Source organism: Mycoplasmopsis californica, from assembly GCF_000695835.1.
Lineage (GTDB): Bacteria > Bacillota_I > Bacilli_A > Mycoplasmatales > Metamycoplasmataceae > Mycoplasmopsis > Mycoplasmopsis californica.
In genome coordinates this window covers 107773-133975 of the sequence record NZ_CP007521.1, presented here as the reverse complement: position 1 = coordinate 133975, position 26203 = coordinate 107773, and the positions used below count along the sequence as shown (strand labels likewise).

General features: G+C 30.3%; 21 protein-coding genes, 2 tRNA genes and 2 rRNA genes. 8 read left to right on the top strand and 17 right to left on the bottom strand.

What is annotated here, in order from left to right:
- Window position 1 precedes the first annotated feature (1 nt).
- Window positions 2–751 carry a nuclease-related domain-containing protein gene (locus tag MCFN_RS00630; RefSeq protein WP_038561164.1) on the top strand — a complete coding sequence of 250 codons (750 nt, stop codon included), beginning with the start codon at window positions 2–4 and terminating at the stop codon, window positions 749–751.
- Complete coding sequence (locus MCFN_RS00625; protein WP_038561161.1) at window positions 741–1490, top strand: YgjP-like metallopeptidase domain-containing protein; 750 nt, start codon at window positions 741–743, stop codon at window positions 1488–1490. The genes MCFN_RS00630 and MCFN_RS00625 overlap by 11 nt, the downstream gene beginning before the upstream one ends.
- A gap of 21 nt (window positions 1491–1511) precedes the next feature.
- Here the strand turns inward: MCFN_RS00625 and mgtA are convergent, their stop codons facing one another.
- A complete protein-coding gene (gene mgtA / locus MCFN_RS00620; RefSeq protein ID WP_038561158.1) occupies window positions 1512–4217 on the bottom strand; it encodes a magnesium-translocating P-type ATPase in 2706 nt (901 codons plus the stop codon).
- A 251-nt stretch (window positions 4218–4468) separates the two neighbouring features.
- Here mgtA and MCFN_RS00615 point away from each other — a divergent pair, with 251 nt between their 5' ends.
- Window positions 4469–5554: a M42 family metallopeptidase gene (locus MCFN_RS00615; RefSeq protein WP_038561155.1), complete on the top strand. Its 1086-nt coding sequence runs from the start codon at window positions 4469–4471 to the stop codon at window positions 5552–5554.
- Window positions 5555–5622: 68 nt separating this feature from the next.
- Here MCFN_RS00615 and MCFN_RS00610 read toward each other — a convergent pair whose 3' ends face one another.
- The 7 genes from MCFN_RS00610 to MCFN_RS03680 all read right to left on the bottom strand — a co-directional run bounded on the left by MCFN_RS00610 (window position 5623) and on the right by MCFN_RS03680 (window position 12879).
- Window positions 5623–6915, bottom strand: a complete 1293-nt coding sequence (locus MCFN_RS00610; protein WP_144238968.1) for a hypothetical protein — start codon at window positions 6913–6915, stop codon at window positions 5623–5625.
- 158 nt (window positions 6916–7073) lie between these two features.
- Window positions 7074–8000 carry an endonuclease gene (locus tag MCFN_RS00605; protein ID WP_051604538.1) on the bottom strand — a complete coding sequence of 309 codons (927 nt, stop codon included), beginning with the start codon at window positions 7998–8000 and terminating at the stop codon, window positions 7074–7076.
- 123 nt (window positions 8001–8123) lie between these two features.
- On the bottom strand, window positions 8124–9683 hold the full coding sequence (locus MCFN_RS00600) for a hypothetical protein (RefSeq protein ID WP_051604537.1): 1560 nt from the start codon (window positions 9681–9683) through the stop codon (window positions 8124–8126).
- A complete protein-coding gene (locus MCFN_RS00595) occupies window positions 9673–10503 on the bottom strand; it encodes an ABC transporter permease (protein WP_038561149.1) in 831 nt (276 codons plus the stop codon). The genes MCFN_RS00600 and MCFN_RS00595 overlap by 11 nt, the downstream gene beginning before the upstream one ends.
- A complete protein-coding gene (locus tag MCFN_RS00590; RefSeq protein WP_038561145.1) occupies window positions 10490–11329 on the bottom strand; it encodes an ABC transporter permease in 840 nt (279 codons plus the stop codon). Before MCFN_RS00590 ends, MCFN_RS00595 begins: the two co-directional genes overlap by 14 nt.
- Complete coding sequence (locus MCFN_RS00585) at window positions 11313–12689, bottom strand: ABC transporter ATP-binding protein (protein ID WP_038561142.1); 1377 nt, start codon at window positions 12687–12689, stop codon at window positions 11313–11315. Before MCFN_RS00585 ends, MCFN_RS00590 begins: the two co-directional genes overlap by 17 nt.
- Before the next feature lie 58 nt (window positions 12690–12747).
- Window positions 12748–12879, bottom strand: coding sequence for a hypothetical protein (locus MCFN_RS03680; protein WP_268745195.1), 132 nt, complete (start codon window positions 12877–12879; stop codon window positions 12748–12750).
- 219 nt (window positions 12880–13098) lie between these two features.
- On the opposite strand from MCFN_RS03680, the gene pepF reads away from it, so the two are divergent.
- From pepF to MCFN_RS00570, 3 genes are read left to right on the top strand one after another with little or no spacing between them, the layout of a single operon-like run.
- Complete coding sequence (gene pepF / locus MCFN_RS00580) at window positions 13099–14925, top strand: oligoendopeptidase F (protein ID WP_038561139.1); 1827 nt, start codon at window positions 13099–13101, stop codon at window positions 14923–14925.
- A gap of 50 nt (window positions 14926–14975) precedes the next feature.
- On the top strand, window positions 14976–16769 hold the full coding sequence (locus tag MCFN_RS00575; protein ID WP_038561136.1) for an ABC transporter ATP-binding protein: 1794 nt from the start codon (window positions 14976–14978) through the stop codon (window positions 16767–16769).
- Window positions 16770–16780: 11 nt separating this feature from the next.
- Window positions 16781–18586 carry an ABC transporter ATP-binding protein gene (locus MCFN_RS00570; RefSeq protein WP_038561133.1) on the top strand — a complete coding sequence of 602 codons (1806 nt, stop codon included), beginning with the start codon at window positions 16781–16783 and terminating at the stop codon, window positions 18584–18586.
- 163 nt (window positions 18587–18749) lie between these two features.
- Here MCFN_RS00570 and MCFN_RS03540 read toward each other — a convergent pair whose 3' ends face one another.
- The gene (locus MCFN_RS03540; RefSeq protein ID WP_158419983.1) at window positions 18750–18920 is read right to left on the bottom strand and encodes a hypothetical protein; all 171 of its coding nucleotides are present in this window, start codon (window positions 18918–18920) and stop codon (window positions 18750–18752) included.
- A gap of 269 nt (window positions 18921–19189) precedes the next feature.
- On the opposite strand from MCFN_RS03540, the gene MCFN_RS00560 reads away from it, so the two are divergent.
- Both MCFN_RS00560 and MCFN_RS00555 read left to right on the top strand, forming a co-directional pair.
- The gene (locus MCFN_RS00560) at window positions 19190–19672 is read left to right on the top strand and encodes a hypothetical protein (protein WP_038561127.1); all 483 of its coding nucleotides are present in this window, start codon (window positions 19190–19192) and stop codon (window positions 19670–19672) included.
- 15 nt (window positions 19673–19687) lie between these two features.
- Entirely contained in the window at window positions 19688–20026 is a 339-nt protein-coding gene (locus MCFN_RS00555; protein WP_220094636.1) for a hypothetical protein, read from the top strand.
- Window positions 20027–20282: 256 nt separating this feature from the next.
- Here MCFN_RS00555 and MCFN_RS00550 read toward each other — a convergent pair whose 3' ends face one another.
- From MCFN_RS00550 to MCFN_RS00515, 8 genes are all read right to left on the bottom strand, one after another.
- Window positions 20283–21107, bottom strand: a complete 825-nt coding sequence (locus MCFN_RS00550; RefSeq protein ID WP_038561121.1) for an HAD hydrolase family protein — start codon at window positions 21105–21107, stop codon at window positions 20283–20285.
- Between the two features lie 81 nt (window positions 21108–21188).
- A 5S ribosomal RNA gene (rrf, locus tag MCFN_RS00545) occupies window positions 21189–21294 on the bottom strand.
- 42 nt (window positions 21295–21336) lie between these two features.
- Window positions 21337–22062, bottom strand: a complete 726-nt coding sequence (locus MCFN_RS00540; protein WP_038561118.1) for a pseudouridine synthase — start codon at window positions 22060–22062, stop codon at window positions 21337–21339.
- Window positions 22055–22669 carry a hypothetical protein gene (locus MCFN_RS00535; protein ID WP_041103319.1) on the bottom strand — a complete coding sequence of 205 codons (615 nt, stop codon included), beginning with the start codon at window positions 22667–22669 and terminating at the stop codon, window positions 22055–22057. Before MCFN_RS00535 ends, MCFN_RS00540 begins: the two co-directional genes overlap by 8 nt.
- 94 nt (window positions 22670–22763) lie before the next feature.
- Window positions 22764–22869 (bottom strand): 5S ribosomal RNA (gene rrf, locus MCFN_RS00530).
- Between the two features lie 137 nt (window positions 22870–23006).
- Window positions 23007–25637, bottom strand: a complete 2631-nt coding sequence (locus tag MCFN_RS00525; protein ID WP_051604536.1) for an MAG2960 family serine endopeptidase lipoprotein — start codon at window positions 25635–25637, stop codon at window positions 23007–23009.
- Window positions 25638–25723: 86 nt separating this feature from the next.
- Window positions 25724–25799: transfer RNA gene (locus tag MCFN_RS00520), tRNA-Lys, on the bottom strand.
- Between the two features lie 31 nt (window positions 25800–25830).
- Window positions 25831–25918 (bottom strand) — tRNA-Leu (locus MCFN_RS00515).
- Window positions 25919–26203 lie beyond the last annotated feature (285 nt).

Sequence of the window (26203 nt, the reverse complement as noted above, 5' to 3'; positions counted from 1 at the left end):
TATGCAATTAAATAAAACTATTACTATTTTAGCTACGGCGACACAAAATCAAAAGCCAAAACTTCATGAAATTTCGTACCAAACAAAGGTAGGTATTGCTCTGGGCATATGCTTTATGGCAATAATCTTAATCGTTACAATTTCGCTGGGTATTTGGCTTTATGTTAAAGACAAGCGCAAAAATACACAAGGGTTTCAATTTGAGGAAATTGTTGGTCGGACACTAAGTGATTATGCTAAACGAAGTAACTACAAATACATTAAGGGTCATAAGTTTGCTTACGCAGCCAACCAACAATTTGAAATTGACGGACTTTTATATACTGATAAATTTGTAATTATTGTTGAAGTTAAGTACCTGCAAGGTTCAATTACTGGTGATGTCAATGACAAAAATATTAAAATATACAACGGTAAAAGAGTTAAGAAATTCTATAACCCATTAGTTCAAAACTTAAAGCACATTCACCATTTTCGCAAAATGTGTGATGCTAAAATACCTTTATTCTCGATGCTAATGTTGCCAAAAAACACGCAAGTAAATTTCAGTGGGAAAGCAGATTGATCAATTATTGCTACCGAAGATAACTATGAAGAAATTCTTGATTCAATTTATGAAGATTTCATAAACCAACCAAGTATTGAGCCAGAATTATTAAAAAGAATGAATGAAGCAATTAAAGCAAACAAAGTAGTTAGTTTGCGTGATCTAAAAAAATGAGAAAAAGGAATTAAAAATAATGCTAAATAGTCTTCATGAATACAAACGTAATGGAACTGTTTACAAAATTTTTTATACAAAATATTATCTTGAAAAAAATTGAAGTAAAATTCAGATTTTTGACAAAAACAAGATAATTTTTATTTGTGGATTTCAGAAAAAAGAAGCGCTGGCTTACATCGATATAAAAATTAATGAGGCTTTTGAGCAAGACAAAGTTAACTATAAAGATGAATGGGTAGTTTTTACTGCCGATGAAAACGAAGAAATAGATTTTTTAGGCAATAAATATTATCTTAAATTTGCCTATCACTTAAAAACCAGGACTCAAATCGACATAAACGAACAAAAACGACACTTAATTTTTGGAATGGATCCTAAATATAGAGAAAATCCTGAAAGGCGATTTAAACAAATGCAAAAAGCTCTAATTGATATTTTAATCCACTATATCACTCCCTATCATCAAAAACTAAGTGATGACATGAATTGCACTCAAACGCCGTTCAATATTAAACTTGTAAAAGGTTTTTGAGGGCGAAATACAACAAAAATAATAGAAGGCAATAAACAAAATTTCATTTCTTATAACTTAAAACTGATTACCTTAGCACATAAGTATATCTATAATGTAATTGCGCACGAATTAGTCCATAACTCAATCAGCAGACATAATAAAATTTTTTTTGATGAGGTTGAGAAATTCGCTCGCACCCGGGATTTAAAATTTCCTCGAACCTTCTTTCAACCTACTCGCTACATAATTTAAAAAATCCGGAAGCCGGATTTTTTATAATAGTTCTTTATAGCGTTTTATATAAAGACCTTTAACAAGTAAAGTTAAGGAAATATATAAAATTATTAAACCTACCAAAAGAAGGTAGAAATATGGGTTCAATTGAGTGATTTTTAAAGCTCCATTTAACCATGGGATGTATGGACTCGCTGTAATTAATATCGAACCTAAAATTGAAAATAATAATAATGCTGGCGCGGGACGTGATTCAATAAAAGCTTTTTTCTCACTTCGAATAAAGTGAATAATTAAACTTTGGGTTCACATTGAAATTATGAACCATCCTGTCTGAAATAGCATAATGAACTGCGGGTCACTAACTTTTAAATTAGGATAAAGCTGTGGAATAAAGACAAATCTAAGTAAAACAAAACCTAAAATATCAACAAGTGACGAAATCGGCCCAAATCAGAACATAAAGCGCATAATTGATTTTGGATTCCATTTGCGCGGCTTATGCAAGAACTCACTATCAACATTGTCCCATGGAATTGAACCACATGAAATATCATAAACTAAATTTAAGAACAAAATCTGAACTGCTACCATTGGTACGAAAGGTAAAATAATCGATGCAGCTAGTATGCTTATAATATTACCAAAGTTACTTGCGACAGTCATTTTGATATATTTGTTCATATTTGCATACGTTTTACGACCTTCAACAATTCCGGTGGCTAACACATTTAAATCTTTTTCAAGCAAAATAATATTAGCACTTTCTTTTGCAATATCGACTGCAGTATCAACAGAAATAGACACATCAGCTGCCTTCATTGCTGGCGCGTCATTAATCCCATCTCCCATATAGCCAACTACATGCTCTTTATTCCGTAAAGCGGTTATTATTTGTGCTTTTTGATCAGGGGACAACTTAGCAAATATATTATATTTATTGACTAAATCTTCAAGTTCTTTCATTTCCAAGCCTTCAAGATCTTTACCTAAAATAACCTTATCTGCAGGCAAGCCAACTTGAGCACAAATAGCTTTTGTTACACGCGCATTATCTCCTGTTAGAATTTTAACCTCAACACCATGGTTGTGTAAATTCTTAATTGCAGAAGCAGTTGATTCTTTTGGAGGGTCTAAAAAGGCTAAATATCCAATCAAAATCAAGTCATTTTCATCGGAAACGGCAAATTTCCCGACTGTTGAAATATCAACATCTTTTCGTGCTACCGCGATAACACGCATTCCTTGATCATTTAATTTATTAACGTTTTTAAGTACCTTCTGTGAAAGATTTGTGTCTAATTCTCTTATATTTCCATCGATTTCTATTTTTGAGCAAATCGACAGCATTTCCTCAACAGCACCCTTGGTAATAACTTGTGCAACATTCTCCCGATCCTTAACAATTACACTCATTCTCTTTCTCTCGAAATCAAAAGGTATTTCATCAATTTTAGTATAAGCTTTCTCTAACGAACGTAATTGTTCATCAACAACACTTAACTCATCTGTTTTATCGATGATTGAAATATCTAATAAGTTTTTAAGTCCTGTTTGGAAGTATGAATTTAAAAATCCATAACGCAAAACTCGGTTATTATCTTTACCATTTACGTCTAAGTGGCGCTCTAAAACAATTTGGTCTAAGGTTAAAGTACCTGTTTTATCAGTGCAAAATACGTCCATTGCTCCAAAATTCTGAATAGAATTTAAACTTTTAATTATTGTTTTTTTCTTCGACATCGTAACAGCACCTTTTGCTAAGGTCGAAGTTACAATCATTGGTAACATTTCGGGAGTAAGACCAACCACCACTGAAATAGCGAATAATAATGCTTCTAGTCATTTGCCACTATCTCCTGCAATTTGTCCCTTAATACCAATTATCAAGAACACAATCGGAACAATAACAACCATTATTCTTATTAATAATTTAGAGATTGCCCCAATCCCTTTTTCAAAATCAGTTTTTACTGGTTTTGCATTAATTTTTTGAACAACCTGACCAATGTATGTTTGATTTCCAGTGGCAACAACTATTGCTTTTGCTGAGCCAGAAATAACATTTGAACCCATAAATGCCAAGTTATGGTAATCAACAGCATTTTCATAATTAAAATTAGGTGATAATTGAGCAAACTTTTCAATCGATTCACTTTCACCTGTTAAGGATGACTGCGAAACAAAAAGGTCTTTAGCACTAATTATTCTTGCATCTGCCGGTATTATATCGCCGGCTGCCAGTATAACAATATCTCCAACAACAACTTGTTCAAGTGGAATTTCATAAAATATTCCATTTCGCTGAACTCTTGCCGTTGTAGAAATCATCTTAATTAATTTTTCAGATGAAGCAGATGAACGAATTTCTTCAACCAGGTGTAAGATTCCACTCAAAATAACCATTGTTAAAATAATTATCATTGTAGCAGGCTCAGCTGAATTCCCATTTACCAATGGCAAAATAATATCTGTTACCATCGAAATTAAGCTTAACACAATTAAAATTATTGAAAATGGATTGAAAAATGAAGAAATAATCTTGTTTCAAAGGCTATTCTTCGATTTTTTATCTAATTTGTTTACACCATAAATTTCTTTGTTACTTGCAATGATTTCATCATCTATTATTCCAGTTGATGAAGAATTAAATTTGTCATAAAGCTCAGAAGTCCGTGAATAAGCTGCTCAACGAATACGTTCTTTAACGTCTTCGTACGAATAATTCTGTTTATTTTTAGCCATATTCATACCTCCGAGTCTTAATTTATTTAATTATATTAATTTTAAAATTTTATGAGAAAAATATTATCTAATTCAAGAGAATTTCTAGCTCTTAAATATGTTAAATTGAGTTCAAATTCAGCAAAAGCACTGAGGCATGAGTTAAAAAGTTATTTTTACCACAGAAATTTATACAAAATTTTAAATTTCAAAATAATTATTTTAAAAAGTAAAAAAATAATAAAATTTAAATACTATTAGTAGGAGGCAAAATGAGTAAATTTGAAAAAGTAGCTAAAAGATTAAAAGAATATATGGCTATTGAAGCTATGAGTAGATATGAAGAACCTGTTGCTCAGGCACTTAAAAATAATATTCAATCTAAAAATCTTAGTTTTAGTCGTGATGGTTTTGGTTCATTAATTATTAAAAAAGAAAGCAAAGAAGCGAACTCACCCGTAATTATGTTTGCCGCACACATGGATGAGGTTGGCTATTTTGTAAGAAATATTGAGGATAATGGTAATTTATTAGTAGCTCCTGTCGGTGGCATTTGACCAGTAACCGTTATTGGAACTAAATGTAAATTAGTTACCAATCGTGACAATAAAGAGCTTTTTGGTGTATTTGGACACACATCAATACACATTTTAGCACAGGATAAAGTTTCAAAGGCGCCAACCAATAACGAGCTTTATGTTGATTTTGGCTTTAAAACAAAAGAGGAAGCTATTGAATTTGGTGTTGAAGCTGGTGATAGAGTTTATATGTCAGGTGAAACAATCGATATGCCAAATAATTTAATTGGTGGTAAGGCAATGGATAATAGAGCTGGCATTACTGTTATCGATTTCTTAGCCAACAACATTAAAGACCTTGAATTACCTAACACAACTTATATTGTTGGAACTGTTCAAGAAGAAGTAGGTTTAAGAGGAGCTAAAACAGCGACATCATTAATCGATGCTGACGTTGCTATTGCTATTGATACTTGTGCAAGCCATGATACCACAGGCACAATTAAGGGCGGAACTAAACTTGGAGATGGTGTTGCTTTACTTGTTAAAGACGGCGGTCTATTAACAAGTCCAAAATTAAGCGAAATGCTAATGAGTTTAGCTCGCAAACATAATATCCCTGCTTATAAATATATTTCAGAAGGTGGTGGAAATGACGCAACATCATTACAGTATGGTAAAGGAGGAGTTCCAACCATAACATTCTCCTTACCACAACGCTACCTACACTCACCAATTGGAATTTGTTCTTTGGTAGATATTCAAGCTGCTATTGATTTAGCTACTGAATTCGTAAAAATGTTTAATGCAGAAAAAGCAAAAGAATTAAAACATTTTTAACATTAAAGTTATTTACACTAAAAAATAAAACGTGTATTTCGAAGTTTGAATACACGTTTTATTTTAAATTATTGTAATTTCGGGAATAAGCTAAGAGGTTTTATTAAATTAGCTTTTTCAAGTTCATCCTTAGCATCTTCGCCATAATAACGAGCAATTGACATCGATTTAATATCGATACCTTTTGTAGTGTCTAAATTATCGCTAATTTTTAATTCCAATGAATACTCACCGTTTTCCAATTTACTTGGAATTTGTACATATTGAGGGTAAAATTCAGTACTTAAATCACTTTTTGGAATAATCATTAAACGCAAAATTTGTCCTTCAATTAGCGTTTTATCGCTTGCTTGCAAGTTGATCTTTAAAGTATTATTAGATAATAATTCAATTTTATTTAAATTAATCTTATTGGCGATAGTTAATTTGTCTTGTACAGAATGCTCTAACTTGAAAACATTACGCTTCGCTTGAATATTTTCAAGTTTATAAAGTCAAGTAGGTTTTATTTCTGCCTGAAGCACAATTTTTGTCAACCCCTCAGTATGACTCACTGATTTTAATGAAAAACTATCAATTTTATTTTTGTTTTCAGCCGGTTTTAACTCATTATTTATAAGCTCGCCAACAAATCTAAAATTAACTATTGTATTTTCTTGATCAAGTATAATTTTGGAATTATCTTTATCTTTCAAGACTATATCTAATTCGCTTTTTTGTCCGTCACCATTGTTAATTTTTGTAGTAAATGACAATAAATTGAAATATGGATTTTTAGTTACCTCTACTACTGAACTTGCAATGTTACCTGCAATCAAGTTAGTATCAAAGCTCATAACATTTTCTTTAATATCAATACTTTTCAGTCTATATTCAGTATTTAATTCTAAATTGTGAATAAGAGAAATTATTACAATATTCGAATCGCTCTCATCAACTTTTACGCTATCTACTTTAAATTCTTCTATTTTTTTAGAATCCTCTTTTTTAAACTCTCCTTGTGAGTATTTACCTAGAACTTCGAAACTAACAATTACATTTTCAGAATTTAAATTGTTTTTTGAAGCGTCCTTAACTTTTAATTTCAAGAATATTTTGCTTTCTCGTGTTTTTTTATAACCAGTTTGGTTAATTTCCATTGAAACTAACTCATAATTGGATTCGGTTATTTTATTTTGGCTAGTAACTTTTATTTCTTTACCTTGAAGATTTTCAACATCTTCTTTCTTTACGGCCCGGGTTTTTTCTTCAACCTCTTTATTTTCTGCCATTTGCTCTTTTACACACGATACAGTTGTTGCGGGCGCTAATAAACCAAACCCAATAACAGTTGCTGGTGATAACGACTTAATTTTTTTCATTTTTACCTCTAATTTGATATTTTTATAACGTACAAATTTATATTTGGAATTATATTCAAAAAAGTATTTTTTCATAGACATTAGTCCATTTTTCATTCAAAAACACTCACAACCTACTCAAAACCTCTGAAAATAAAAAAACTTGCAATCAATGCAAGTTAATTAGCTACACTTACTAACACGCCCTTATCTTTAAACACTTTATCTCCTGGATTGAAAATTAAATCAACTAATTCAGGATAATCGCAAAATGGATTTCTTAACCCGCCATACACCTTGGCAATTTCATTATTTCTCTGAATGTCAAAAGCATCAATAGCATCTTTTTTTGCTCAATCTTTATAAATTTCCAAGTATTTGCTTGCAATATATGGCTTCTTATCTTCAAAAATAAAATTACTTTGTTTTGAATATTCATCGTGTGTTAGAACAAAATAAAACATTGCACGTGCCACATCGCCTTTAAATTCATCAATCGGTTCGGAAGTTAATTTTGATGTTAAAGTTCCATTTAAAGATTTTTTGCCATTGGGTGTTGGAGCAAAAATTGAATTGCCCCGTAATTCATTTACTTTTTTGTCCGTCGGTCATACAAAGTGGGCATCAGTTCTTACTTGTTGATTTCTACCAAATCACGACTGCGGAATTAAGTGTTCTCGATTATATTTATTACCTTCGCCTTTTATGTTTTTTCCAGTATCTACTCCCCCTTTACCATCAAAGTGTTTAAAATCAAAGTTATATGGATCACTCCCTTTTGGATTTTCTGAGTAAATATCCAATACGGTGTTATCCTTTTCATAAAAATTATCCTTAAATGCCCTTGGATATATTTTGTAAAGTTCAGAATAATTACTTTCTTTTCGTTGAATATTTTTTGTTCAATATCTATTTTGTATCTTTACTAACTCATCAAATAATTGCACACCTTTCAAACCGTCTAAGCCCTTGTAATATTCGCTATCAGTATAAATATATTTGCTATTAAACGTTTTTTGTTCTTGAGTAGTTTTTTGGCACGCGATGGTTACTAAGGGGATAATGGTTGCTGTGCTAAGTGTAAATAATCTAATTTTTTTGTTCATTCTTTTCCAATCTTATAAACATTTTTAAGTTTTTCAGTCAAAAATACTGAAAAACTTAATTTATATCTATATTTTACAATAGAGATAAAATTTAAAAAAGATTCGCATTGCGAACCTTATAAATTATTTTTTGGTTTTTTGGTTTCAATATGTAATTAAATTTGTCTGAGTTTTTTGATCTGTTGGTTGAATAGCTGTGTGATCAACTTTGTAGTCAAACATTTTTTCGCCAGTAATTGGATCAATTATTGAGTAATCAGACTTGATTTCATATAATTGTTTAGCGTATTGTTGTTCATATGGATCTAAGTCGCTAAATTTATTATTTAAAGCATAATCATACAAAACTTTAACTGCTGGCGTATATGTAACAAAATCGAAATTTTTATATGAAGGGAATTCTTCAATTTCCTTTGTTGAAAATTTATCTCACGATTTATACTGCAAGCCATGTAAAAATGCTTCCTTAGCTGTGTTATATAACTTGTCATATTGTTCTTCGGTCACTAAATCACTATTCACAACGACAAGACCATCAATTAAAAGTAAATTAGATCTCGGTCTTATGAAACGAATTGTTCCATTAGCTACTGAAACATCATTATCATCTGAAAAATAGGCATCCGAAGCATCACCATTATACATAATAGAAGCATTTGCATTAGATTGGTCGGTTATTAAATTAGTTAAAATTAATTGTCCATCACCTAATAATTGAATATTAGGATTAGTCAACTCATAACCCAACCCATCTTTAATTAAATTAGCGAAATTATCAATGTATTTTTTGTATAGCTCAGGTTGTTTTTGTATATCGCCGGCTTCACCCGAAATTGTATTTGGAATTATTTTTCCGTCTTTATCGTGTGAATACGCAGAACCATAAATCATATTATCACGAACTGCATCTGTAATTTGTCAACGGTTAAAACCGTGTTTTTTTAAAGCGCTAAGTGCGTCTTTAAATAAAACTTCTTTTTTATCTGATTTAACACCTTTATTTTGACCAGTTTCGCCCAGTGTTTTCAGTATTTTTTGATCGGTTAAATATAATTTCTTACGACCCTCAGGAGTATTTAAGTCTGCATCTTGCAAGCTAGGATCAACTTTGACAGGGTTATATCCAATAACCATATCTTGAGTAAAATAAGGTACAAAATAATCATACAAGTGACGTTCACGACCGTCGGCTCACGGCTTATTATCAAAATCCGTTTTTAATATTTGATCGTATGCACTCATGTGTTTTCAAGTTAAATCAGTGAATAAATTTTTTTGAAACATACGATATTCAGCACTATCACGGTATTGTTGATACGTTTTGTTTTTAGCTCATTCCGGACGATTATTGTCTTCTTGAAATAATTTTAAATAATCAATTTCCTTTAATTTGCCACGGCGAATTAGTTGAACAGCTTGTGAATCCGATCCAATTCCTGCCATCGCTTTATTAGTCATAATAGCACGTGTAAATTCATTAAGGGTTTCGAATTCTTTATAGTCGAAATGCTTATTCATAACGTCTTTACCATCATCAGACATGTATGATTTATAGTTATAAAATGTAGGTTTAAATGGATTGTTTGCTTTGTAGGCAATTGAAAAAGCAGTGATTCCGGTAATTGCACACACAGCCAAGCCAATGCTGCTTCCACGCAAAATTTTCTTAGTTTTATTGTTCATATTTACCTTTCTGCGCAGAAACATTTTTTAATTTAACTCTTTTAACTTTAACTGCAACATAAATAGCATTACCAATTAATGTTGCAAACAAGATTGTCGAACCTACTACCAAACCCCAACCTCTGAAGTTGCCTTCATACAACTTAGTACCTAGTGTTGATGTATTTGTTAAAGTTTTCAAAATAATAAAGTCATCAAAAGATAAAAATGTCGCAACTAAACCAACGAAAATAATGGTCGCCATCATATAAACTAAATAAGTTTTAAATCACGATTGAAGCTTAGAATAACCCAAATCCTGACTCGCTTCATATTGAGAACGTTCAAATTTTTCACTACGTGGATACATTAAAGTAACTCCATAAGGCAATGCCATCACAGTGTGGCCGACAATTCCCCGAAGCAAACCTTCATCCATAAATGAAAGAGTTAAATGAAATGAAGTAAAAACAAGTACTAATCCAATTGCAGTAATATTATCTGGGTTGATTACTGGAATATTATTAACAGCTTTTGTTGCTCTTTCATAAGTTCTATTTTTTTGTCTTCATAAAGCGAAAACAGTCAATAGTGAAATTGAAATGACTAAAATCGAGGTACAAAAAGCAATGATAATTGAATTAATTAAGGCAACATCACGTCCCTCTTTGAAAAATTCAGTTCATGAACTTGTATCAAAACTGTTTCATTTTGTTGATAAATAACCTTTATCAGATGGTTTATTGAAGCTAAAAATTACAGCAAAAACCAATGGAATGTAAGTTAGTGCCAAAATAATGTAAATATAGCTATGACGTAAGAACTCTTTAAACTTTGACACGTTTACCTCCTTTAGCAACCAGTTTAATTATCAATTTTGGTACATAGTTAATTGCTAGATAGCTACCTATAAAAATGGCACTCACTACTAAAACTAATGTTGATCCAGCAGATAATTCATAGACATTTGATGCATCAGAGTATTGGTTAATTAGCGAACCTACCGTTTGCAATTGTGCTGGGTTTGGCAATAATTTATCACTAATAACAAATGTAGTTGCTGATGCCAGAAAAATTAAACTAAATCCAGATAAAATTGCCTTAAAACTGTAAGGAATAACAACTCTAAATAGTGTACGAATTCTGTTATAGCCTAAATCCGAGCTAGCTTCAATAATGTTTTTTGGCATATCTCGAAAGACTGAATAAAGTGGCATAACCATGTACGGCAAGTTTAAATATGTCAAGGCTAAAATCATAAACCACTCAGCATTTAGAGCATCTTCGTCAAAAATACTCAAGAAGAAGCCTCTAATTGCGTAAATTTTAGCAATCGTGAAAATGATCATTGGCGACAAAATTAAACTTATTGCATAAATTGGTAGAACCTTGCTTTTTGCCGTTGCTGTTAAATAAGCGTACGGAAAACCAATTATCAAACACAAAATGGCTGAAATTACACCAATTTTTAAGCTACGCCCAATAATTACTCAGGTATTACGTTCTTTGATAATTTGCGCGTTATCAAAATTGTCATATTTTGTAAAAGCTTGAATTACAATCAAAATCATTGGTAAAATGATCAAAAAGATTGCAATTAACACATATGGTAAAAGTAAAATTAAACGTTTATTTAGAGCTAATTTACTCTTAATTTTTGAATTCATCAGTCAAGTAATCTCACTTAGCATCTTTTTCCATAATGTGGATTGAGTCAATAGTTCACGAAATTGCAACTTTTTCCCCAATTTCAAACTTTTTAGCAGTTTCAACGTAAATTGAATTATCTGCCCCCAAATCTACTTTTAGGTAGTAGTAGCTTCCGCGATAACTCATTTCAGCAATACGCCCAATCAAACCTGTTTTTTTCTTAGTTTCATCAGCATACATAATATCAATATCCTCAGGTCTAATTAGAACATCAACCTCAGTACCAGATTTAAATTCATCTTCTTCATGTACTGTTTTAAATGTTTTTCCTAAGAATGTAACTGTGGCGTCTTCGTTGAAGATTGCGTTATAAATATTAGAATCGCCAACAAATGACGCAACTCATTTATTAACTGGGTAGTCATATATTTGTTTTGGTGTGTCATATTGTTCAATAACACCATCACGCATAACTGCTACACGGTCTGATAATTCTAGCGCCTCATCTTGATCATGTGTAACAAAAATGAATGTAATACCCAATCTTTGTTGAAGATTTCTTAGTAATTGTTGCATTTTTACTCTAATTTTGGCATCTAATGCACTCAATGGTTCATCCAAAAGTAAAATTGTAGGCTCAATAACTAGTGAACGTGCCAATGCAACACGTTGCTTCATACCACCAGATAACTCTGAAATTGCTTTATTTTCAGAACCGCTTAAGCCAACTAATTCAACAATTTTAGCTACCTCAGCATTCATTTCATCTTTTGTCATACGACGAGTTAAATATTTTTTCTCAAAATTTTCTGTTTTTGAAGCAACATAGTTTTCTCATCATGAATAAACAAAATCAGACTTATCCAATCATTTTTGTCTTCTTTTGTACTGCAATGAGTTAGGTTTTAATTTCTCCATCTCATTTTCATACTGTTCTTGTAGCTTATCTAGTTTAGCCATTTCTGCTTTCGCTTCCTTAGTCCAAACCTTTTTCAAAGCTTCTAAACGAGCGACGTGTTTAGGATTTATATTTTCCTTCGGTACTCTTTTTAAAGATAAGCCATATTTAATATTTCCCGACACATTTAAGTGGCTAAATAAGGCATAATCTTGGAAAATAGTTGATACATCACGCTTGTGTGGGGGTAAATCTTTAATGTCACGACCCATAAATTTAATTTCTCCACGTGTCGCACGTTCAAAACCAGCTATAAGACGTAAAATAGTTGTCTTACCAGATCCAGAAGGACCTAATAGAGACACAAATTCGCCTTTTTTAATTTCTAAATTAATATTTTCAAGTACTACTTTGTCATCAAATTCTTTTACAACTTCTTTTAATTCAACAACATTTCGCATGTTTTGTGTTTTTCCCATAATTTCTCCTGTGATTGCTTGTTGTTTGAATACTAGTTGATTTAATTTTTATGATCAACTAGCACTTAACGGAAGCGTAATCAAATTTATCTTCGAAGTATTCAGCAATGAAAAAACTAAGTGAATTACAATATTCACTTGATCAAAACTCTAGTATTGCTTTTACACGTAGTTTTTTCGGGTCTTTCATAATTGGACATATTATAAAACACTTGCTATTTTTTGAATGAATTTTTTAAATATATTTTTTGTTTTATTTTTAAGAAGAAAAAAATGTTTTTTATCAGTGTTTTTCAGTAAAAACACGTTTTTTCTCAAATAAGACTATAAACAAGTACTTATAAGCATCACAACTTAAATTTAAATTTTGATATAATATATAAATTATTACCAAGTTTTGGAGGTATAAATGAAACAATACAAAAATGTCAAAGATGTCGAAAAACAATATTTATTTGATGTTGATTTTTTATTACAGGGCAAAACAATAGAAGAATTGTTTGCTGAATTTGAAACAAAATCTCAGTACATAATTGATAATAAAGATACAAAATACAACTCAATTGAAAAATACCTTGAGTATATTGATTATATGAGTGAATATGGTATTTTAACAAATCGCTTAAGCAATTATATTTCCAATTCTTATAATCGTGAATTGACTAATTCAACTTTTATTGAATTGAATAATAAATGAGAGTTGCTAAATCAAAAAATTTCTGAGCAATTAGGTTCGGAAAATGTACGCTTTTTTAAACATGTAGAAAAAATTAAATCTTGGCTAGACGATCCACGATTAGCTCCACATAAACGCAACCTACAAGCTTTGATTGATGATTATGAACATAAGTTAGAAGACAATGTTGAAGAATACATCGTCAAGCAAGCACAAGCAAATCCTGACTTTGAAAATATTTTTGATTTACTAACCGATGCTGAATTAGATTATGGTTACCCTTTAGATTCAAAAGGTAAAAAACATAAATTATCACCGGCTCTTAAAATTAAATTTTTAAAGTCAAATGATGCTGTTTTGCGTAAAAATACTGCTATTAATTACGAAAAAGCTTATTTAAAACACAAATCATCTCTAGCAAACTTGCTATTCCAACACTTTAATTCATTAAGTGTGTCTGCTCGCATCCGCAAGTACAATTCAACTGTTGAAATGCTAACATACTCTGACAGAATAGATTCAGATTTGCTACAATCGCTATTTAATCGTGTATCAAGTTTGAAACACACAATCGCAAAAAAAGCACGTTGATTTAAGAAATTTTATGAAGCGAAATTTAAAGAAAAATACAGACCAAAATATGATTATGCTCGAGAATTGGTAAATGTTAAATCAACATATACTGTCGAGGAGATGAAAAAGGTTGTCTATGAAGCGTTACAGGCTTTTGGTCCTGAATATTCAGAAATAGTACATAAAGCATTGAATGAAAATTGAGTTGATTATATGACAATTGATAATAAAGTGTCAGGAGCATATTCAATTGGTTCTAGTTATGGTGTCGATAAAAAATTAATTCTAATGAACTTTGACGGGGATTTAAGTTCAGTTGAGACACTGGCACATGAATTAGGTCATTCATTGCATTCATATTTCAGCGACAAGAACAATCAGTACTTTAATGCGTCATATCCAATCTTTTTAGCTGAAATTGCTTCAATTTTCAATGAATTAATTTTGTATGACTATCTATTAAAAAATTCAAAAAGTGACAGACTTAAATTTAAAATAATCAGCTCAATGATCGACGGCTTTATTGGCACTGTTTATAGACAAACCTTATGAGCTAATTACGAATATGATTTATACAACGCAATCGATAAAGGCGAAGTCGGCCCTAGCTATGAAGCTATTGCCAAAATATATCACAATAACGCTCAGCGGTACTCGACTAAAAAACTGAAATTTGAGCAAGATAAACAAATTGCTTCGGTATATGTACCACACTTTTATTACGGATTCTACGTTTACAAGTATGCAATCGGGCAATTAGTAGGAAATTACTTTTATGCCCAATACAAAAAAGAAGGAAAAGACTTCTTAAATAAATATATTAATAATTTCTTATCGGCAGGCGATAAAAATTGACCATTAGATACTCTTGCGACAGTGGGCGTTGATTTAAAAAGCGAAAAATTTTACAAGGTTGGTTTTAGCTACTTTGAAGAACTTGTTAATGAGTATATTAGACTAGGCAAAAAAATATTTAAAGTTAAATAAATCAGTCTAAAGACTGAAAATATACTGATAATTTATTGAGAAAGGAGTTTATGTTTAAGTTATTTAAAATTTTACCAAGACATATAAAAGCAACCTTTGTTGGTGGTTCATTTTTAGCACTTTTAACAGTGTTAGTTGGCTTATTAATGCCTAATTTTGTGTCGCAATTCATAAAATTACTGTTTTCGAACGAAAAAACACACAATATTGAACTGTTTAAAGGCTGAACTATTATTAAAGATGCTGAAGCGGGATATTTACGTAATTTATTAATTACAATAATAGCTATTCAAACATTATTAACTGGCGCTATGACATTCACATTCACATGAATATTTGTTTGAGCAGCTGAAAACGCTTCCTATTTTTACCGTGTTAAATTATTTGAAAAAATTAACAAGTTAAGTTTAAAAAATATTTCAGATTTAAAACCTGAATCTATCATGACAAGAATTTCTAACGACGTTGCCGTTTTTTGAGATTTTTTAGTTGCCGGGCTAAGAATGATGATTAAAGGATTTATCATGATTCTCGGTGGTGCAACAATAGCTTTTTTTGTAAATCCAAAGCTTGCTTGAATTGTTGTTCTGGTTATTCCAATTATGATTGCAATAATGTTAATTGTTGGGAAGGTTATTAGTCCAATTATTGCTAAATCGCAACGTCAAGTAGAAGCTGTTACCAAAGAAATTGATGAAAATATCAAGGGTACAAGAACTATTAAGATTTTTAATCTTGAAAAACTTAGAAATCAACGCTTTACAAGCACGAATAAACTATGATATAAATTGAGTGTTAAATTTAACACCATTATTTCCCTTTTGTACCCTATTTTCTTTTTGATAAACAATTTTATTGTAATTGGCATTTATGCATTCGTTCGTAAACAAGTTGTTTCAGGCGTTGCGACTGATCAAACAGTAGTTGAAATGAACATTTTTATTGAATATTTATGAATTATTGCTTTTGGTATTATGCTTGTTACCATGTTTATTCGATTTGCATTTGCAGCAAAAGTTTCAGCAAAAAGATTGCTTGAAATTTTAGAAGCACAGGAAGATAAATTATTCGTCAAAAACGGGTTAGAATTGAAAACAGAGCAAAATAACAACAAATTAGATATTAAAATTAGAAATCTAAATTTTAGATACTATAAAGATAATCCTCACTATTCACTTACAAACGTTAATTTAGATGTCCCTTTCCAATCTTCGTTAGGTATTATCGGTTTATTTGCCGCAGGTAAATCCACACTAGTCTCACTACTTTTAAATAATTACGTTTATGATGAAGGTTCAATTAAAATTGGTGATAAAGAAGTAAATCAAATTAATACAGAAGACCTTTTAAAAACTGTCGGAATTGTGTATCAAGATTCAATGTTGTTTGCCGGAACAATTCGTTCAAATATGCTTTGAGCTAAACCGAATGCCACTGACGAAGAAATTGAAATTGCACTAAAAAATGCTTGTGCATATGAATTTGTAAATAAATTCGATGATGGACTGGACCACCCGATCACACAAGGTGCAACCAACCTTTCAGGAGGGCAAAAGCAACGTTTAAGCATTGCTAGAACCTTATTGAGAAAACCAAAAATACTGATTTTAGATGATTCTACATCAGCTCTTGACAATATCACTACTCGCAAAGTAATTCAAAATATTAATCAAAACTATCAATGCACCACAATTCTAATATCGCAAAAAATTGGAGCACTAAGAAGTTGCGATCAAATAGCAGTCATGGAAAATGGTAGAGTAGTTTCTACTGGAAAACACTCAGAATTAATTGAAAAATGTCCATTTTATAAACAAATATATCGCTCGCAGCTAGAGTATTAGAGAGGAGTAAAATGAAAACAAATAAAGTTGGTTCAACCTTTAAAATCATTAGGCTTGTTACAAAATATTCTAACAAGCCTATTTGATGATTATTTTTTGGATTTTTCACTTCATTCATAAACTCAGCTGCTTATATTGCCGGAGTTGTCATGGGGGGATTAATTGCTTCCAAAACATTTACCAATGATATATTTAAAAATCCAGAAAAATTTAATGACCCCTATTTTTTCACTCTAACTGGTTTAATGATTTTTGCCTTTTTAATATATGCTATTTTTAGAATTCTGGAATTTCGCATTTATTTAATCCTTTCTTATTCAGCTGCTGTTAATTTACGCCAAAAAGCGATGAAAAAGTTATTATATATGCCTGTTTCTTATCACGATTCACAACAAACAGGCGAGTTAATTTCAACCTTAATCAATGATGTTAACAACGTTTCAATGTCCTTAAGTCAAATTCTTACGCAAGCTGTATCAAACGCAATGCATGTTGCAATTACATTAGTATTTATGTTGCTTTATAGCGTTAATATCACTCTTATAACCCTAGTTGTGACTGCTTTGTTATTCTCAGTGGGATTGATAATGATTAAGCGAGCTAGACCTCACGTGGTTAAGGTTTGAGATGATTTTGGCGAACTAAACGCCTTTGTTGAAGAAGGTGTCAAGAATATGAAAATCACAAAAACATTTGGCCGTCAAAAAGAATCGACACAAAAGTTCAAAACAATTGCTCATAATATTTATAAACACGCATTTGTTGCTGATTTATATACCCAAATGTTTATTCCTTGATTTTTAATGTCAACTAACATAATTATTTTAGTTGTGGCCGCTTCAACAGTGTTATTTAAGCAATATAACTTACCGCTTTGAGGTGTATTGTCAATTGGCCCAGATTTTGGATTTATCCTTACATTTATTGGTTTTGTACACAATATGGCAAATGCTTTACAAGCAGTGATAATGACAGTCTTTGGGGCGCAAAACGGCGTTATTTCAAGCGTTAGAATTCAAAAAATTGCTGACTTAGTTGAACCTGATTTATCACACGAGACAATTACCTTACCTCAAGACATTAAAGGTCATATTAAATTCGAAAATGTTTGATTTAGATATGATAAAAATAAAGATAAGTGACACTTAAAAAACGCATCATTTGAAGCATTACCCGGACAAACAATCGCGCTTGTAGGTCCAACAGGTGCAGGTAAAACAACAGTTATTAATCTTTTAGGTAAATTCTACGACTATGAAAAAGGATCTGTCACCATTGATGGCCACGAGTTAAAAAATATCACCAAAGAATCTTTAAACAATACAATGGCCACCGTTTTACAAGATTCATTTATGTTTAAAACTAATGTTTTTAACAATATTAAAATGGGTAATGAAAACGCCACAGAAGAACATATACATAAAGCGGCCAAACTTGTGTCAACTCACGATGCTATCTTACGTTTAGAAAAAGGATACCAAACTGAATTAGAAAATAGCGACAACTTGTTGTCAAAGGGAGAAAAGCAACTTTTATCAATAGCGCGAGCAATCGTTGGAAATAAACGTATTTTAACCCTTGATGAAGCAACTTCTAACATCGACACAAATACTGAAAAAATTATTCAAGACGCACTCGCAAATACCATCATGAAAGATAAAACTAGTTTTGTCATCGCACATCGCTTAAGCACAATTAAAAATGCTGATTTAATCCTATTTGTCGAAGATGGACAAATAGTTGAGCGCGGAACTCATCATGATTTATTAGAATTAAACGGGCGCTACGCCGAATTATACAAATCACAGTTTATTTAAGATAACTGTCAATAAACATACTCATTTTTTTAAATACATTGTCAAATTTTAACTCAAGCTACACAAAGTAAAATTTAGCTTTGCGTAGCTTGAGTTTTTAAAATAATCTTCAAAACATAAAATATTTATCTTTTTAAAACATCTTTTTTTAAGTATTTATAATTTAAAAATCTGGATTAAAATTTCTCTTAATAACCTCTTTTAGCAATATTGTTTTAGCAAGTTCTTGCATCAATAAATCAACTGATTTAAAACCACAAGAATTAAATGAATATAATTTAAAACTTAACTCTTTAAATCTAAATGTTAATAAACTAAGAGGTTTAATCAACACTTAAAATAGCAACTCTCCTTCTTCTCAACAACAAAAAATTAATGCAATAAATCACAATTTGCAACAATTTTCAAAAAATAAAAATATCAACAATTTAAAAAAGGTAGATGCTTTTATTTCAACAATTGAATCTTGGTTAAATATATTGTCAATTGAAATTAAAATTGCTCATGATAATCTTAAAAATAATTTTAACATGTTAGTTAGTTATTACAATTCCTTAGTTAAATCTCAACTATATGACCATTCTCTTTGATTGAGTAAAACATTTGAAAAAAATATCAGAAATTGAGCATAAATTAAAAGGAATACCAAACAATGAGTTACCATTACACTCTAAAAAATATTATCTAAACTTGAATTCCGAAATTCAGAATTTATACAAATCAATAATCAAAGAACAAAATTTCAATAAACAAACGTTGCAATCAGAGGGTAGTTATGAAAAAAATAGATTATCTTGATTATTAATCCCCATTTCTCTTCCATTCATAGCTCCCGCTTGCAATAACCACTCGTTATCACTCGATACAGACAACAACCAAACAGTTCTGCAAAAACAAGCACAAATCAATATATTAATCAATAAACTCAATAAAATTACTTTCAATAATTTAAATAACATTAGCCAAGATCTTAAATCCAAAATCAACTTAGCTATTGATAAAAACGGAATTTCGAAATCTTCTTCATATGATTACCAATTATTCAAAGTAGTTTATCAACACGCAAAAAAACGAAGACGGTATTAGAGCTGATACATTAATTTGGCTCGCAATCAATTAACAGCAAAACCGATTAGGATGAATGAATCCTCTGATAAAAATTATCAGATTGTGCCTGTTTTAAATCCTCTTGCTGAAATTGGATTTCCAGGCCGAGGATTTAAAACGGGTTATGTAATTTTTAGACCAAAACGAAATGGTGAAAAATTTACAATTCGCCAATATCCTAATTATTCACCACTCCAATTTGGACGAGGTAATTCAGGTTCATTATTATTTATTTGAGATGGAGATTATAGCGTGACTTGACAGGCTGAGCTAATGGCGTATTTAGCAATGGTAGTTTTTATCACACTATCAACAATAATTTTTACGGCATAAACTGGAATTATAATTCACCACTAGATTTGAAATCGTTTAATGGCTATATGATTTTAAGACAAGCTTAAACCATCCATTTAAATATGCTGTTTTATGATTTTACAAAGAAATTAAAATAACTAATCTATAAAAATACGCCCATTTAAATAGGGGCGTATTTTTAAATGATAATACTTAAGGCTTCGCTATATAAAAACCCTAAAAGTTTTCCAATTTATTGGACAAACTTTCAGGGTTCATCTTGTCAATAGACATTTTATTTTTTTGATTTATGTTGGATTAAATATTTATAAATTCCGCCGCCTTTATTTCGTGGCGCAACTTCATGTGCCAATTCTTTTAATTCTTTTGGAGAATTACTCATAGCTACTAATTTACCAACAACACCTTTCATACAAGCATCTGACATTGAGTCGCCAATATGTACTGAATTAGTTAAGTCAATTCCCTTAATGCGTGCATACTCAATAGCCGCTTTTGCTTTATTTGTGTTAATATCAGTAATTTCTATAACATAATTCTGACTAGATAGCGATCCATATACATCGTGTCCTAATTCCTGTTCAAGTTTTTTTAGCGTTCTTTTAGCACTAAAAGGACTTTTAAAAATAAATGAAATTTTAGTTATTGAATCAAACATATCAATATCAAAATCATTTACTAAGGCTATTGATTTCATTCATTTATTAACAAATAATTTTGCTAATACACGTGAATATGAACTTTTGACAAACAAGTGTTCCCCGTGAGTATCATAAACCACGAAACTTACTTTATTTTTCTTAGCAAAATTAACTAAATTATTAATTGTATCTATCTTAAAAGTAGTGAATGAAACAAGTTCGTTATTAATATAAACCTCAGCACCAGATGAGCAAATAAAATCTTCAACTTTTAGCAATTTACGAACTTGTTTTACCCGATAATCATTATAAGAACGCCCTGTAGAGACAACTACGTTAGCAAAATTATGCATAATTAAGATTGCAATTTGGTTGCGTGCAGAAACACGAACAAAACCACGTTGATCAAACAACGTGCCATCTAAATCAATAAAATATGTAGGTTTATAAATTAGCATTGTTTTATTATATAAGAAAGTTAAAAATTCAAAACATTATTTAATTAGCTGAATATGGTTTATAAAACCACAAAAAAATAAAAAAAGCAGCTCCCTATTTTCCCATCTCTGGTATCGTCGGCACTACAAGGCTTAACTACTGAGTTCGGAATGGTATCAGGTGATCCCTTGCGCTATAACCACTTGTGAATATATAATACTATAAATAAAAAATATCCAAAGAAAAAAATTATTTTTTATTTTCAGAACAATATCCTTCCTTTAGTTGTTCTATCTCTTCATTTGATAATTTAATATATTCACCTTTCGCAAGATTCTCAGGCAATACAAGATTGCCAAATTTAATTCTTTGTAAATAAACTACCTTATAACCAAAATAACGCATCATTTGCTTAACTTGATGAAATTTACCTTCAAAAATAGTAAGCAAGCATTCACGTGTGCTATCAGAAAACTCAAATTTGTATTTTTTTACACTATAACCTTCTATTTCGATTGGTTCTCTATAGGTTCTAATTCTTTCATCAAAATCTTTATCGACTATAACCTTATACACTTTTGGTACATGGTTTTTCGGTTTTAAAACTCAATTAGCTCATTTTCCGTCATTAGTTATAATCAATACACCTTCAGTGTCTTTGTCTAACCTTCCGACGCTGAAAAAAACATTGCGATCCAAGTCAATAAGATCAAAAATAGTTTTGTGTATATTATCAATATTGGCACACACAAAACCTGCTGGCTTATTTAATAAAAAATAGCTAAACTCTTCATAAAAAACTAGTTTATCATCAAGAAAAATTTGATCTATCTCTAAATCAATATTTATAATCTTTTTTACAGTATTTTCGTTAATTTTTACTCGTTTTTGTTTAATAAGCGAGTGTATTTGGGATCGTGAATATTGTGTTGCATTAGCTAAATACCTATCGATTCTGATTTTTTTGTTATTCATTTATCCTTCAGTCATCAACCGGAGTTGAATTTTTTAATCATTCAATAACTCTTGGATACTGTTTCTTTTTAAAAATAATATATTGAGACTTTAATGAATTTATAAGATAAGCTGATGCCTGAGGATTCACTTGTACGTTTGGACTAATATTTACGGCTGTTTCGTGTTGCAGTTTAATTGATTTTTGATTGTTTTTTAATCCCAAAGCAATTCTCTGTTTAAGAATGTTATTGCTAGAATTAAAATGCGATCATGTGCCTGCTACATATACTAAAAAATTCTCCTCAAAAAATTGTTCATCAAAAACACTGGATAATTTAATTGTTTTTAAACCTTCAAAATGAACATCGTCAGCATCTTCAACAGTTTGGAAATTCTTATAAATAAGAAAATTATTTGTAATATCACTCGCTTTTAAATCATTATCTATAATTACTGTTTCAAATTTATTTTTATTAAATTTTAAAAAATCAACATAACCAAATAATTTAGCGTCAATTCTTAAAGTTTCTATTTTTTCTTTTTTTAACACACTACATGACAACGGCAACGCAGAAGCAAAGAACCCTAGCGTGCTTAATGTTAATAATTTTAATTTACTTTTCATTTTTAAAATTTTATCAAAAAATATAAGAAGCTGTGTTCACACATAAATTTAAAGTTAACAAAAAAACACGCTTTTTAGCGTGTAAAAAAAATAAAAAAAGCAGCTCCCTATTTTCCCATCTCTGGTATCGTCGGCACTACAAGGCTTAACTACTGAGTTCGGAATGGTATCAGGCGATCCCTTGCGCTATAACCACTTGTGAATATATAATACTATAAATAAAAAATATCCAAAGAAAAAAATATTTTTTTTATAAATTCTTTAAGCAAAGTGCCCCCTGTAAAAAATGGGGGCACTTTGCTTAAAGAGTAAATAGTGTATTTTATGTCAGTAATACTTAATTAGCTTTAACTGGGTTTAATTTAACTGTTTGTACCTTATCATTAATTAATTTTTTGACAAAATCAGTTCTTAGATTACCATCAAAACCATTTTTATACTCGCCATGCCCCTGCATCAATGCCACGGCATTTGAATATGTGTCAGTATATGTTACATCTTTTGTAAACAAATAATTTATACCAATTAAATTAAAACTTGAATCAATTACCATTGATCCTGATGAGCCGGGGCCTAATATATTTTTCCTTTGCTCATATGGGGCATAAGTATAAAGTTGTGAATGTTGAGTTAAAATCGTCTTCGACATTCCGTGTTCATCTTTAATAAATGGTTTTAAATACTTCTTATAATTGTCATTGTGAGAATTTCAATCTTTATTTTCATTTTCGTCATATTTTACTCATAACGACTGAAATACGTCTTTATTAACTATTCGATTTTGCGTGTTTATTATCCCACCAGTCGATTTGTTATATTTAAATGAGAAGGATGCTAAACCTTGACTAAAATCCGGATTAAAGTATTCATCAACATTTACTGGATAGCCGCCGTAAAACTGTGTTTTAATTGGATGAAATAACTCATTTTTACCAAGTCCAATATATCAATCTTTTTCTTTTTCTGGGTAATATTTCAAAATTTCATCCAGTTTTGGCAAAATATGCTTTAGGTTGTCTTTATGTATTTTCAAACGCAATATCACAAAATCAGCCCCGGCGTTTTTAGTGCCACCAATTCTTGTTGATTGGTCATAAACTTCAAGGTGTTTTTTACCAGTTTCTGCATCAATATCTCAAAAACCATCAGCATAATAACGTGGAGTATAATAAGGAGAAATTAAATATTGTTCATATGCTTTCGCAATTGGGAAATATGAACCACTTTCTGAGTTGACAAAATTATTACCTTTTAGACTTCTTGTTTGATAGCCTCTGGTTCCAAAGAAGAAGCCTCCTTGTCTTGGGGTTACTTGCTGATTAAGATCGCTAAAACTAAAACCACCATTTCATTGTTTAGATTTTTCATTGTTACTATCAATATCGAAATACAGTGATTTATCAAATATTTTGCGTAAACTAAAAACGTGAATATTTGTAGCAACTAAAAATTCATAAAAACCTTGTTTTTCGACTTCAGGATTAATTACTCTATCAACTACTCACATCGTGCCATTTTCATTGACGTTTTGGATACCTTTATCTTTTTCAAAAAAGTTTCTTTCTCACCCTTTGGCATATCAACTAAACATAAAGCTTCTATCATAAATATAATTATAAAAATCATCATTCATTTTAAGGTTATTAACTTTTTGTTTATCAGCCTCTATCAAGAATTTTTCACCATTTATATTTTCAATCAATATTGCAATTGATCCTACTTCATCATCAAAATTAGCTTTAATATATTTAATATTTTTAATATCTAAATTTTTTGAAATTGATTGCAAGCTGGCATAGTAAAAAAATTGACTTAAATTAGAAGGTAAAAAACCAAAAGGATTTTTTGAAACCAATTTATTAATAAATTCTGATTTATCAATGACTTTAGCATTTAACTTGTCATTTTCATCAAATTTATCTAAATAAACTTGCTTAACCATTCCATCTATTGATAAAGATCGATTATAAAATTCTACTTTTTCATGGGTTGTTTGACCATAATCGCCATATACACCTATTTTGTTTGTAAAACTTCAAAACTTATCGGTTTGCGATTTATCAAAACTGCCCGTAAAATCAATTGAGTTGCCATAATTTCCCGTTTTTAAAAAATTATTGATTCCTAAAAGCGCTTCATTATAACTTTTAGTCATTTTAAAAATCTCATTTGAACTGAATTTTTGCATTAATTCAATTTCTAAGAAATGTTTGTCGGCAATTCTACTTAATATATTTTGTTTTGATTCTTCATCACTGTTAATATTTGGCTTTGAAGGATTGATTATTTCCTCTTTTTTCGGTTTAGCATTCATATTGTTTAGCTTAGAATCATCTTCGCTTTGAGAGCCTAATGGTTTAGCTATTTGTTCATTTTTAGTATTAGAATTAATTTGGCTATCAGGATTTTGTGAATTATTTGGCAGAGCACTATTTAAGTTTTTATTTGTCGGATCATTTGTATCGCTATTATTATTATTTGGTTTTGGATGTATCACTTTTTTGTCACTCATCTTTATTGGTGATGTTTTATCTTTATCTAAATTTATTTGGGGTTTTAGTTTTTCATCTTGTTTAGAATCACCATCCTTGTTCAAAGGTAAATTTGTGTCATCTATCGTATCTTTATTCTTAACTTTGAAGCCCTCAATTAAAAATATTTTTTCGTGTTCTTCGCTAAAATTATTTTTTGAGACCAGTCTTATTAAAATTTTTGCCGAATCATCTTGCTTTGAAATTATTAATATTTTTTTAACTTTAACTGCATCGCTATTTAATTCAATTAAAATATCTTTATCTTTAAGATCATCTACATAAATATTTTTCTTATTTTTAACAGTAACTTTTAAATCAATATTATTTCAATCGATACCCTCAGTTAATATATTATGTTCTTCTTTAATACAAGAAGAAACCATATTAGAAGGTACAACAACCAAAAAACTAAATAAGGGAAGTTTTAATTTCATAAGCCTCCAATTTCTTTACTTAATATAACATTTTTTTAAAAAAAATAAAAAAAATGACCTAAGTCATTTTGGTCACTTTCATGAAATGGTACGTCCTAGAGGATTCGAACCTCTGACCCAATGGTTAAAAGCCATTTGCTCTACCTGCTGAGCTAAGGACGCATTTGTTTTTTTAGGGTGGGCTGTGCCCGTATGGTACCCAGAACTGGACTTGAACCAGCACGGAGTTAACCTCCGAGGGATTTTAAGTCCCTTGCGTCTACCTATTCCGCCACCTGGGCAACTTAAAAATTGCTACTTAATTATAAGGTATTTTAAATATTACAAAAATATTTTTTTATTTATTTTTTTGAATTGCTAATAATCAAAACTAGCAAGAAAATTGTAGCACAATTAAATTATTAACAAAATTTAGATTAACTAAATATTTTTTTTGAAAAAAATTTTTTTCATGGTAATATTTTTTAGTAACTTATTTAAGTTACAAAATGTTATCCTTTTTATATCTTAATTTTTTTATACATTCTTAAACGACTAGATATAGTTGTTTTTTTATTATTTAACCT